This is a genomic window from Streptomyces sp. NPDC023838 (genome assembly GCF_040639555.1).
Lineage (GTDB): Bacteria > Actinomycetota > Actinomycetes > Streptomycetales > Streptomycetaceae > Streptomyces.
The window spans coordinates 40,570-52,026 of sequence record NZ_JBFAAD010000043.1 but is presented as its reverse complement, the minus strand read 5'-3'; the positions used below and the strand labels follow the sequence as shown (position 1 = coordinate 52,026).

At 73.2% G+C, this 11,457-nt stretch carries 11 protein-coding genes; 5 read left to right on the top strand and 6 right to left on the bottom strand.

What is annotated here, in order from left to right; genetic code table 11:
- Together AB0G17_RS33285 and AB0G17_RS33280 are read right to left on the bottom strand one after the other, a co-directional pair.
- Positions 1 to 557: substrate-binding domain-containing protein (locus AB0G17_RS33285; RefSeq protein ID WP_361390715.1), on the bottom strand; the 557-nt coding region annotated here is incomplete at its 3' end.
- 178 nt (positions 558 to 735) lie between these two features.
- Complete coding sequence (locus tag AB0G17_RS33280) at positions 736 to 1,467, bottom strand: TetR/AcrR family transcriptional regulator (protein ID WP_361390713.1); 732 nt, start codon at positions 1,465 to 1,467, stop codon at positions 736 to 738.
- A 353-nt stretch (positions 1,468 to 1,820) separates the two neighbouring features.
- Here AB0G17_RS33280 and AB0G17_RS33275 point away from each other — a divergent pair, with 353 nt between their 5' ends.
- Positions 1,821 to 3,239, top strand: coding sequence for an MFS transporter (locus tag AB0G17_RS33275; RefSeq protein WP_361390721.1), 1,419 nt, complete (start codon positions 1,821 to 1,823; stop codon positions 3,237 to 3,239).
- Between the two features lie 32 nt (positions 3,240 to 3,271).
- Here the strand turns inward: AB0G17_RS33275 and AB0G17_RS33270 are convergent, their stop codons facing one another.
- The gene (locus AB0G17_RS33270) at positions 3,272 to 4,366 is read right to left on the bottom strand and encodes a hypothetical protein (protein WP_361390711.1); all 1,095 of its coding nucleotides are present in this window, start codon (positions 4,364 to 4,366) and stop codon (positions 3,272 to 3,274) included.
- A 110-nt stretch (positions 4,367 to 4,476) separates the two neighbouring features.
- Between AB0G17_RS33270 and AB0G17_RS33265 the strand changes: the two genes are divergently transcribed.
- The gene (locus AB0G17_RS33265; protein ID WP_361390709.1) at positions 4,477 to 5,232 is read left to right on the top strand and encodes a tyrosine-protein phosphatase; all 756 of its coding nucleotides are present in this window, start codon (positions 4,477 to 4,479) and stop codon (positions 5,230 to 5,232) included.
- A gap of 130 nt (positions 5,233 to 5,362) precedes the next feature.
- Entirely contained in the window at positions 5,363 to 6,337 is a 975-nt protein-coding gene (locus AB0G17_RS33260) for a hypothetical protein (RefSeq protein ID WP_361390707.1), read from the top strand.
- 22 nt (positions 6,338 to 6,359) lie between these two features.
- Here the strand turns inward: AB0G17_RS33260 and AB0G17_RS33255 are convergent, their stop codons facing one another.
- Positions 6,360 to 6,653, bottom strand: coding sequence for a hypothetical protein (locus AB0G17_RS33255; RefSeq protein ID WP_361390705.1), 294 nt, complete (start codon positions 6,651 to 6,653; stop codon positions 6,360 to 6,362).
- A gap of 267 nt (positions 6,654 to 6,920) precedes the next feature.
- Between AB0G17_RS33255 and AB0G17_RS33250 the strand changes: the two genes are divergently transcribed.
- Complete coding sequence (locus AB0G17_RS33250) at positions 6,921 to 8,429, top strand: sigma-70 family RNA polymerase sigma factor (RefSeq protein ID WP_361390704.1); 1,509 nt, start codon at positions 6,921 to 6,923, stop codon at positions 8,427 to 8,429.
- Between the two features lie 33 nt (positions 8,430 to 8,462).
- Here AB0G17_RS33250 and AB0G17_RS33245 read toward each other — a convergent pair whose 3' ends face one another.
- The gene (locus AB0G17_RS33245; protein ID WP_361390702.1) at positions 8,463 to 9,299 is read right to left on the bottom strand and encodes a CAP domain-containing protein; all 837 of its coding nucleotides are present in this window, start codon (positions 9,297 to 9,299) and stop codon (positions 8,463 to 8,465) included.
- Positions 9,300 to 9,408: 109 nt separating this feature from the next.
- Positions 9,409 to 10,452 (bottom strand): winged helix-turn-helix domain-containing protein, encoded by a 1,044-nt coding sequence (locus AB0G17_RS33240; RefSeq protein WP_361390700.1) that lies wholly within the window; start codon positions 10,450 to 10,452, stop codon positions 9,409 to 9,411.
- A gap of 301 nt (positions 10,453 to 10,753) precedes the next feature.
- On the opposite strand from AB0G17_RS33240, the gene AB0G17_RS33235 reads away from it, so the two are divergent.
- Entirely contained in the window at positions 10,754 to 11,440 is a 687-nt protein-coding gene (locus AB0G17_RS33235) for an NAD(P)-binding domain-containing protein (RefSeq protein ID WP_361390698.1), read from the top strand.
- Positions 11,441 to 11,457 lie beyond the last annotated feature (17 nt).

Sequence of the window (11,457 nt, the reverse complement as noted above, 5' to 3'; positions counted from 1 at the left end):
TTCGGGTCGGTGATCGCGCCGTTCATCATCACGATCTGGCCGTCCTTGGCCTTCGCGCCCAGCGCGTCGACCAGGGCCTTGCCCTGCACATGGCCGACCTGCTCGTTGTCGAACGACGTGTACGCGTCGATCGGGCCCTCGGCCAGACGGTCGAAGGCGACGACCGGGATGCCCCGGTCCTTGGCCTTCTTGATCGCGCCCGCGATCGCCTTCGAGTCCACCGCGTCCACGATCAGCGCGTCGACCTTGTTGGTGATCATCGTGTCGACCTGCTGGGCCTGGATCGTCGCATCCTGCTTCGCGTTCGCGTAGATCACCTGACCCTTGCCCGCCGTGAGCTCCTTGACCATTTTCTCGATGAGCGGTTTGTCGAACTTCTCGTAACGCGCGGTCTGGTTCTCCGGCAGGAGCAGACCGATCTTGAGGGCTCCGCTCTTCTTCGCCTCCGAGTCCTTGGCGGTGTCGCCGGACTTCTTGGCGCTTCCGCAGGCGGCGAGAGCGACGGCCATCGCGGTGGCGGTCACGGATACGGCGGCACGACGCATACGGGTGTTCATCGAGAGACCTCCCTGACATGGCCGCGTCCTCGCGGCCGAGGTGGCTGGAAGTCAACTGGGAGGCGCATGGGGCGTCAAGGAGTTGAGGGTGAACGAGACCGCAATGAGTCTTTTCCTTGAATAGTCGAACGCGCAACAACTCTGGGGCCGGGTCGGGCAGTTGGTCTGCCCTGCTGGCTCACGCCAGCCGGAACGCGTCCGCCAGCGCGTCGACCTGCGCCATGAGCAGGGTACGGGCCCGGTGGCCGATCCCGCCGTACTGGCCCGACACCGCCAGGCTCACCGTGCCGTGCAGCTGCGACCAGGCGAGCACCGCGCCCGCCAGCGCCGTCCCCGCTCCGGCGGCGCGCACGGGGCGCCCGGTCCGCTCCGCCACCCACGCGGCCAGCGAGTCGTCCTCCCGTAGCCACCCGGCCATCTCGTCGACCGCCGGGCGGAACGCTTCGGCGGGATCCCCGTCGGCGAAGACCGCGAGGAAGGGGCCGAGGGCGGCCCGCGCGCGCTCCAGCGTGTCCGGCGGCGCGGCGTAGCCCGGCACCGGGGTTCCCTGGATCAGCAGATAGCGGTGCGGCTGGGCGGTGGCCCAGTCGAGGTAGGCGTCCGCGAAGGCGTGCAGCGCGGTACGGGCGTCGTTCGCGGCGATGCCCACGGCGTGCGCGATGGCGTGCGCCAGATCGTCGTACGCGTCCCGCATCAGATCGCCGAGCAGCTCGTCGCGGCCGGCGAAGTAGCGGTAGAGCGCGGGTCCGGACAGGCCCATGTCCTTGGCGATCCGGGTCAGCGCCACGGCCTGGGCGCCTCCCTCGGCGAGCTGTTCCAGCGCCGCCGCCTTGATCTCGGCGCGGGTCTGCTCCCGGTAGCGGGCCCGGGGACTCTTCACCTCGGCGCCGGTGGGTACCTGGGCGGTCATGGGTCCTCCTGCGTGCACCGGCGGTCCCGTGCGGCCCGGCGGCCGGACGCGGACGCGGTGGCTTGCGTCGGTCCCCTTGTCCCATGATCCTCCCGCGAGTGGGGCTCGCAATGGCTACGGCCCATAACAAGGCGGATCGCGGCGGCGCGGGATGGCGCGGGTGGTCCGCTTCCTGGGCCATCATTCGGATGCGTACCGTCCGCATGAGAGAGCGTGCGAAAGCGCGTGAACAGGCGCGTGAACAGGCGCGTGGACGGGCGTGTGAGAAAGAAGGGCGAGCGCTGGTGGCTGCGCATTCCGAGGGCGGTCGCGAGGTCGGGCCGGGCGGCGCCGGCCGGGCGGCCGCCGAGCGCCTGTCCGACCCCGAGCCCCTCTCCGACCGCGGCCGCTGGCGGGCGCTCGCGGTGTGCCTGGTGGCGGGCTTCATGACGCTGCTCGACGTGTCGATCGTCAATGTGGCCCTGCCGTCGATCCGGGTGGCGCTGGACGCCCCGGAGGCCGATCTGCAGTGGGTGCTCTCGGGATACGCGCTCGCGTTCGGCCTGTTCCTCGTCCCGGCCGGGCGGATCGGCGACGCCCGGGGCCGGCGTGCGGTGTTCATGACGGGGCTCGCCCTGTTCGTCGTCGCCTCGGCGGCCTGCGGGGCGGCGCAGTCCAGCCTGTGGCTGGTGGCGGCCCGCGCCGTCCAGGGCCTGGCCGCAGGGCTGATCTCGCCGCAGATCTCGGCCCTGATCCAGCAGATGTTCTCCGGCGCCGACCGCGGCCGCGCCTTCGGGATGCTCGGCAGCGTCATCGGCATCTCCACGGCCGTGGGCCCCCTCCTCGGTGGGCTGCTCATCCACGCGGCGGGCCCGCACGAGGGCTGGCGCTGGGTGTTCTACGTCAACGTGCCGATCGGCATCGCCTGCCTGGTGCTGGCCCGCCGCCTGCTCCCCGACACCCCCTCCGCGCGCCGCATCCCGCTGCGCTCCCTGGACCCGGCCGGTGTGCTGCTGCTGGGCGCCGGGGTCCTGACGCTGCTCCTGCCGTTCGTCCAGGCGCAGCAGTGGCACGGCCCGGAGAAGTGGCTGCTCCTGGTCCTCGCCGCCGCGCTGCTCGCGGCGTTCGTGGGGTGGGAACGGCGCCAGAGCGCGCTGGGCGCGTCCCCGGTCGTCGACCTCGCCCTCTTCCACGAGCGCAGCTACTGGCTGGGCTGCGCCCTGATCCTGCTCTACTTCGGCGGATTCACCTCGATCTTCTTCATCACGGCCCTCTACCTCCAGGCCGGGCTGCATCTGAGCGCGCTGCTCGCGGGCCTCGCCATGACACCGTTCGCGGTGGGCTCCGGTGTCGCCGCCACCATCGGCGGCCGGCTGGTCGCGCGCTTCGGGCGGCGGCTGGTCGCGGTCGGCCTGGTCATGGCCGCCACCGGCCTCGGCGCCACGGCGCTCGCCGTCCATCTGGCGCCGGGCAGGTCGGCGGCGTGGGCGATGACGGCACCGCTGCTGCTCGCGGGGCTCGGCAGCGGTCTGGTCATCGCCCCCAACCAGACCCTGACGCTCTCTCAGGTCCCGGTCCGCTCGGCGGGCAGCGCGGGCGGCACCCTCCAGACCGGCCAGCGCGTCGGCTCGGCCGTCGGCATCGCCGCCGTCGGAGCGGTGTTCTTCGCCCAACTGGCGCACGGCGACTGGGCCGCGGCGTACGACCACGGGCTGCTGGTGTCGATCGCGTTCGTGCTCGGCGCGCTGCTCCTCGCGCTCGGCGACCTGCGGGCCGGTATCCGGGAAAGGTGACCGGCCCTGCCCCCGGCGCGCCGACGCTCGGCTCAGGCCGTTCCCTTCACCTCTCGTACGGCCCGGCGCCACGCCGAGTCGACCGAGAGCAGGGCCGCCGGGGCGAGGTCGGCCGGAACGTCGGGCAGGAATCCGGTGCCGGCGAGGGGACCGGAGCCGGCCGCCCCTGACCGCGAGTCGCCGACCGGGACCGAACCCGGATCGTCGGCCGCGACCGACCCCGGATCGTCGGCCCGCCCGGACCCCGAACCGTCGGCCGCCCCGGACCGCGTGAGGCCGCGCGGCGCCGCACCCCGGCGGCCCGCCCAGTGCTCGCGGGCCTCGTCCCGTACGTCCACGAGAGCTTGACGGTGGTCGACCGGGGGAGGGACGAACAGGCCGCCCGCCGCGCGCGTCTGCTCCTGCCACCGGTCCTGCCAGAACTCGACCGTCCAGCCGGGCCAGCGCGACGCCATCTCGTACGCCCCGGCCTGCGCGCCGAGCAGCCACCAGCCCACTCGGCGGTTCGCCGGGTCGATGTGCAGTCCGGAGAGCACGGCGAGCTCGCAACGGCCGTGCTCCGGCGCCGAGTCGAGGCGCTCCAGGAGAGCGGGCCCCTCGGCGACCGGGTGGTCCCCGGTGGCGGCGACGAGATGGCAGCGGCCGGCGCCCACGGTGACGACCGTGGCGAGCGGATCGTCCTCGGCAAGCTCCTCGTCTCCCGGCGCGAGCGCGGCTCCCGCGGACACCTCGCGGAGCGGATCGCGCACCGCGCCCGGGTCAAGCCCCAGGTAGGCGCGCAGCTCCGCCGGGCCGTCGTAGGTCCAGCGGGGCTGCCAGCCGGGCCAGGCGTGGCGCAGCAGGTCGAGCGCCGCGGCCCGGTGGCGCATACAGGTGGTCGGCCCGTCCGAGGCGAAGACGAGCAGCACCCGGCGGTGCGGGTCGAGAAGCACCGCGCCCTCGCAGTGGACGTCGTCGCGCCAGCCGTGGCGCGCCGGGTCGTGGGCGCGCAGGAACGGCAGGGCGACATCGGGGCCGGCCAGCAGGTCGAGATCGAGCCCCACCGCCCCGAACCGCGACTCGTACAGCTCGTACCGCTCGTGGTCGCCGTCCTCGGGAACGACGGCGAAGGTTGCCCAGTCGGCCATGAGCGAGAGGATCTCAACCCGGTGCGGCGCCCACCAGTCGATTCCGGCCGGTGCGGGGAGTGATCCACGCCACGGCCCAGACCGTCGCGACGGCCGTAGGGTGCGATCCCGTGAACAGACACATTGCGTTCGAGCGACTGCACAACTTCCGTGACCTGGGCGGTTATCGCACCGAGGACGGCCTGACGGTGCGCTGGGGGCGGCTCTTCCGCTCCGACTCGCTGGGCAAGCTCCAGGGCGAGGACTGGGACCGGTTCCTGGGCCTGGGCGTCCGTACCGTCATCGACCTGCGCTACCCGTGGGAGATCGAGGGCAAGGGCCGCGTCCCCGAGCACGCCTCGCTGACCTACCACAACCTCAGCATCGAGCACCGCCCGTACGACCAGGCGGCTCTCGGCGCGGACGTGGAGACCGGCCGGTTCCTCGCCGACCGCTTCCTCGAAGTCGCCCACGACGGGGTCGAGGAGCTGAGCCGGGCGCTGCGCACCATCGCCGCGCCCGACAGCGGCCCGCTCGTCTTCCACTGCGCCTCCGGCAAGGACCGCACCGGTCTGCTGGCCGCGCTCGTGCTGACCCTGCTGGGCGTCCCCCAGGACGTCGTCGTCGAGGACTTCACCCTCACCGAGCTCGCCACGGACCGCCTGATAGCCGACTGGCGGGCCGCCAACCCCGGCCGCGAGATCACCTGGCCGGGCTACGGCCGCGCCCCCGCCGACATCATGCGGTTCTTCCTCGCCGATCTGACGGATCGCTACGGGTCGGTGCGCGGATACGCGGCCGAACTGCTCGGCGCCGACGGTGAGTTGGTCGCCGGGCTCCGCGCCGCGCTGCTGGAACCGGCGGTCGAGCCCGCCCCCGCCGCGTAACCGACGCGGGGGTCCGCGGTCACCGCGGGCACTTCTGCCCGCAACGCACCACGCCTATGGTGGGACGTCACCTGTCGTCACTTGCCGTCACTCGTGTCCGGCCAGAGGGGAACTGATGGTGCGTAGGACCGTGCGTAGGACCAGAATCATCCGGCACACCGCCGCGCTCGCGGCCGCCCTGCTCCTCGGTGCGGGGTTCGCCCCGGCCACCGCCGCTGACGAGGGCGGCCCGGCCGGTGTGAACCCGGCCGCCGCCGCGCTCGACGCCTACTGGAGCCCCGCCCGTATGGCGGCCGCGCTGCCCGGTGACGCGGGAAAGGGCGCCGGCCCCTCGGCGCGGGCGGCGGCGCCCACCGAGGACGGACCCCGGCCCGGCGAGTACATCCCGCCCAGCAGGAGCTTCGACGGCATCCCGCAGGCGGGCACCTTCTTCTGGACCGACGCCAACGGCACCGGGCGCACCTGTAGCGGTTCGGTGGTGCGCAGCCCCGGCCACGACCTGGTGCTGAGCGCCGGACACTGCCTGAAGGGCTACGCGGGCCCCTCGCCCCGGCGGCATCTCGCCTTCGTGCCGCAGTACCACGACGGGCTCAAGCCGTACGGTGTCTTCCCCGTGGCGGCCAATGGGGTCTATGTGTCGCAGGAGTACTACGACCTGGGCGAACACGCCGGAGCCGCGTACGACTTCGGCTTCGCGGTCACCGAACCCAACCAGGACGGCACCCGGCTCCAGGACGCGGTGGGCGGGGTGGAGCTGCTCACCGACACGGGCTACTACCACCTCCCGGTACGGATGATCGGCTATCCCGGCAACGCGCAGAAGCCGCTGGAGTGCTGGAGCTGGACCACCAAGTGGGTCAGCGACGACCCCGCCGACCCGGGCACCTTCCCGCGCATCGCCTGCGACGCCTTCGTCGGCGGGACCAGCGGCGGGCCGATGCTGGTGCCGTGGCCGGACGGCTGGGCGGTGATCGGGGTCATCGGCGGGTACCACACCGGCGGCAACACCCCCCAGGTCTCCTACAGCGCCTACTTCGGCGCCGCCACCCGGGCCCTCTACCGCGCCGCGGTCAGCGGTGCTCCACCGGCGGGTCCGGCGTCCTGACTCCTGTCGGACACCTGACGGGTCAGCGTGCCAAGGCCGACAGACCCTTGCGGAGGTCGTCCCGGTCCATGACCGGCGTGTAGGAAACCTTGGCGCCGAGTTCCATGAAGAACGGTTCCGAGAACTTCGGCATGTGGGACGAGTCCGTCATGTCGAACACGATGAACGCCGTACGACAGCCGTTCTGCGCCGTGAAGTAGGCGGCTTCGGGCTGGAGCGCCTCCAGGGCGGATTCCACCGTCTTCTGAAGCGTCCCGTTCCTGATGGCGTCGTTGGCCTTCGCCGTGTCCATCTCGATCTTCATCAGTGTGCGCACCGACCTCACCCCTTCCCGACCGGGTGGGTGCTCGCTTTTCGCGCACCGGTCACTCCCGGCCGCATGCACCTCCAGCGTCTCGCTTTCTGCCCGGTACCACAACGCGAAGGGTCCCGCACGACGCCTGCGAGGCGCGTTCGGAGGTGCACGTTCCGGGCCGCGCGGGGCGTCATACAAAATGAGGGCCGAGTTCCTGTTATCCCCGTGTCCGCCAGGGGTCTCCGAACGACGGGAGCGTACGAACGACGCCAGCGGGTGAGGGAGCAGATGCACAGGGACAGCACGTCCATGCCGGAGCTGGTGGGCGCCGCGCGGACCGGCGACGCACAGGCGCGCGAGCGGCTGGTCTGCGACTACCTCCCGCTCGTGTACAACGTCGTCGGCCGGGCCATGGACGGCCACGCCGACGTCGACGACGTCGTGCAGGAGACCATGTTCCACGCCCTGGAGGGGCTCGACGGGCTGCGCGAGCCGTCGCGCTTCCGGTCCTGGCTGATCGCCATCGCGATGAACCAGATACGCCACCGCTGGCGGGCCCAGCAGTACACGACCGCGGTCGGCCCCGAGCAGCTGGCCGAGGCGGCGGACCCGGAACCGGACTTCGTGGACCTCACCATCCTGCGCCTCGGACTGTCCGGGCAGCGCCGCGAGGTGGCCGAGGCGACCCGCTGGCTCGACGAGAGCGACCGCGAACTGCTCGCCCTGTGGTGGCAGGAGGCGGCGGGCGAGCTGACCCGCGCCGAACTCGCCGAGGCGATGGCCCTCACCCCGCAGCACGCCGCCGTACGCGTCCAGCGCATGAAGGCCCAGCTGGAGGTGGGCCGGATCGTGGTGCGGGCGCTCGCCGCCCGGCCGCTCTGCGGCGAGCTGGCCCGGACCGTCGCCGGGTGGGACGGCCGCCCCGCCCCGGTGTGGCGCAAGCGGATCGCCCGCCACACCCGCGACTGCCCCGCCTGCTCGGGGCGGGGTGCGGGCCTGATGCCCGCCGAGGGGCTGCTCGCCGGACTCGCCCTGCTCGTGCCGCTGTACGGGGCCGCCCAGTTCCTGCCGGGCGCCCGCCTCGCCCCGGTCGCGTCGACGACACCGACACCGACACCGACAACGGCACCGGCACCGGGGAGCGGCGGGTCGGGCGCGGCCGCCCCGGCGAAGGCGCGCGCCTACGTGGTCGGGGGAGCCCTCGTCCTCGCCGTGGTCCTCGGGATCCTCGCCGTCCTGCTGTGGCCCGATCCGCGTCCCGAGGCGAAGCCCGCGCCGACCGCCGTGCCGCACGCCACCGCGAGCGCCGCCTCGCCCTCCCCCTCCGCCACCCCCGTACAGCAGCCGCCGAGGACGAGCCCGTCGCCCAGCCCGACCCCGAGCAGGACCGTCCGGCCCACGCCCGCCGCCGCCACCCCCGAGCAGCGGCTGCTCCGGCTGGTCAACAGCCGCCGTGGCGCGGCCGGTTGCGCGCCGCTGCGCATGGACCCCCGGCTGACCACGGCGGCGCTCCGGCACGCCCGGGACATGGTGGCCCGCCACTACTACGACCACGCGAGCCCCGAAGGTCAGCACGCCGACGCCCGGATGCGGGCCGCCGGATACCCCGTCGGGGCCTGGGCGGAGAACCTGGACCGGGGGCCGGCGGACCCGGCCACGATCGTCGACGACTGGACGGACGGCTCGATCCACCAGCAGAACATGCTCGACTGCGGGTACCGCGACACGGGCGTGGCCGCCGTGTCCGGCCCGGACGGCACGGTGTGGGTGCAGGACTTCGCGGGATCGCCGTCCTGAGTTGCGCCCCACACCGGTGCCGGGCGGGGCGGGTCAGCTGCCGAAGTTCTGCACCCACCACGGGCCGTTGCCGCTGAGGTTCACACCGACGCCGATGTCCTTGAAACCGCAGTCCAGGAGGTTGGCGCGGTGGCCGGGGCTGTTCATCCAGTCGCGCATCGCGTCGGCCGGGCTCTTGGGCCCCCGGTGGATGTTCTCGCCCCACTTGTGCCAGCCGTATCCGGCGGCGCTCATACGGTCGCCCGCGTTGCGCCCCTCCGGGCTGTTGTGCTCGTAGTAGTTGCGCGCGGCCATGTCGTCGGCGTGCGCCTGGGCGGAGGCGTTGAGCCGGCGGTCGGCCTTGAAGGGCGAGCAACCCGCCTTGGCGCGCTCGGCGTTGGCGAGGTCCACGACCTGCTGGACGTACGAGGCGGCGGTGCCGACCGCGGTGTTCTGGGTACGCGGCGGTGTGGTCCTGCGGGGTGCGGGGCCGCCACCCGCGTGTCCGGTGGTCGTCGTGGCCCCGGTGTCCTTGCTCGTGTGCGTCGGGCCGGGCGTCGGGGTGCTCCGGCTCGGCCCCGGCTTGGGGGCGGCGGTCTTCGTGGGTGCGCCGGAGCGTATCGGCGTGGGCGAGGACGACGGGGTGGCGGCCGTGGTGGCGCCGGTGTCGAGGGCGTGCCCGGCGGGCGGGGCCGCCTGGGTCCGTACGGTGTCGGCGTGGTCGTCGGAATGCGGCCACAGCAGCGCTCCGGCGACCGCGGCGACCGCCACGGTCCCGGCCACCGCGGTACCGACGGCCTGCCGGGAGCGTTGCCGGTGCGCACGTCGGCGCCCGGCCCGGCCCTCGCTCGCGGTGGGCCGTACGTGGGGGTGGTCGTCGTGGTGCTGCATGGGGCTCCGCTCTCCGTCCGGTGCTGCCGGGGTGTCCGGCACATGGGAGAGCCGGGGGCGCCGGGGTCATAACACTTTCCGCGGACGTGACCTGGGTCACGGGGCGTGGTCAGGTGCGCAGGAAGGCGGGCTCCGGCCCCGCCGCGTCGGCGGTGGACGCGTTGAGCAGGCCGATCCCGGCCGCGGTGGGGGTGTGCAGGACGGCGTTGCGGTCCCGGGCCGTGCCGACCAGACCGGCCGACCGCAGCACCGTGGCGTGTTCGCTCGCACTCGCCGGTGAGATGCCCGCCCGGACGGCGAGCTGACTGGTGGTCAGGCCGGGGTGCTCCGCGATCGCGCACAGCACGGTGGCGCGGGTGCGGCCGAGGAGCGCCGCGAGGGAGCGCGGCGCGGTGGTCAGGGCGCTCGCGGTCGCCGTCGCGGGCAGCGGGAACCATGGCGTCCGGTCATGGCCGACGGGAAAGCTGATCCAGGGCTGCGGACCGGCGTCGTCGAAGAGCGGATACGCCGATCCGAAGACCGTCGGGATCAGCAGGAGGCCCCGCCCTTCGAGACGCAGATCGCCCTCGTGGCCGGAGGCCATGGTCAGTTCGAGCACCGGTGGATTCCAGCGCACCCGGCGCGGGTTGAGCCCCTGGAGCAGCCGCTCCACCCCGCCCTCGGTGAGGTGGCGCATCCGCATCGCCCGGTCGGCGTCCGCCAGTTGCTCGATCCGGGGCCAGTGGGGCGCGACGAGCTGCTCGTAGGTCTCCTCGAAGACATCGACCAGATCCTGTACGAAGCCGGGCTCGTCGGCGAGGCGGCCCGTCCAGGCGGGAACCCGGCGGACCCGGCCCGCCCACTGGTCGACTTCCTCGCGTATCCGGCCCGCCGGGGTGGCGCGCACCATCTCCCACAGCTCCTGGGCGCTGCCCGGCTCCGCCGGCAGCAGGAAGTCCATCGACCAGCCCGTGACGGGCACCACCTCGAAGGCGAGCCGGGTGCGGGGCGCCAGCCGGGCGAACGACTCCCGCCGCCACGCGTCGAAGCGCACCCGCTGCGTGGACTCCCGCAACACCCGCAGGGCGACGTCCAGTTCGAGCAGTGGGCGCGGCCCCCGCGCCACCCGTGTACGGGCGAGGTCGTCGGCGGTGAAGTGGATGCGCAGCGTCACGCGCCCGAGCATGGCCGTCCGCCGTGTTTCGGACCAGCCCGAAACACGTCACCTCCGCGTCCCGGCGGCTGCCACGGTGGAGGTGCGCAACAACGGGGGAGTGCCGGCTGGTCCGCACCGGAAGTACGGGGGCGGTGGACCAGCCGGCATGTGCGTGCGTGGCCGCGTGGCACGGTAGGCGGGCCTCGGCCGCCGCTGACGGGCCGTTGCGGTCCTTGTAGTACCGAACGGCTCGGTTTACGTTCACGTGCACCGGGCGGCCGCCCCTCACCGGCCCCCGTTCCCGAAAGGATCGAGCCCCATGCGCTACGCAGTCCTCGGCACCGGTGTCGTCGGCCGGACCATCGCCGCCAAGCTCGCTTCCCTCGGCCACGAAGTGGTCGTCGGCACCCGTGACCCCAAGGCCACGCTCGCCCGCACCGAGCAGGACGGCATGGGCAACCCGCCGTTCTCCGTATGGCAGCAGGAACACCCGAGAACGCGGCTCGAAGCGTTCGCGGACGCGGGGGCGTTCGGCGACACCGTGGTCAACACCACGGCGGGCCTCGCCAGTCTCGACGTCCTCGCGGCCGTCGGCGCGGAGAACCTCGACGGCAAGGTGCTCATCGACATCGCCAACCCACTGGACTTCTCCCACGGCATGCCGCCCTCGCTCGACCCGGTGAACACCGACAGCCTCGGCGAGCGGATCCAGCGTGCCTTCCCCGGCGCGCGCGTCGTGAAGACCCTCAACACGATGAGCGCCGGCGTCATGGTCGAGCCGTCCCGGATCTCCGGCGAGCACAACGTGTTCCTCTCCGGGGACGACGAGGACGCCAAGAAGGCCGTCGCCGCGCTGCTGATCTCGTTCGGCTGGCCCCAGCCGAGCATCATCGACCTGGGGGACATCACCAGTGCGCGCGGCGCTGAAATGATGCTGCCGGTCTGGCTGCGGCTCATGGCGGCGCTGGGCCGCACCGATTTCAACTTCCACATCCAGGGCGCCTGACCTCGGGCCGGTGCCCC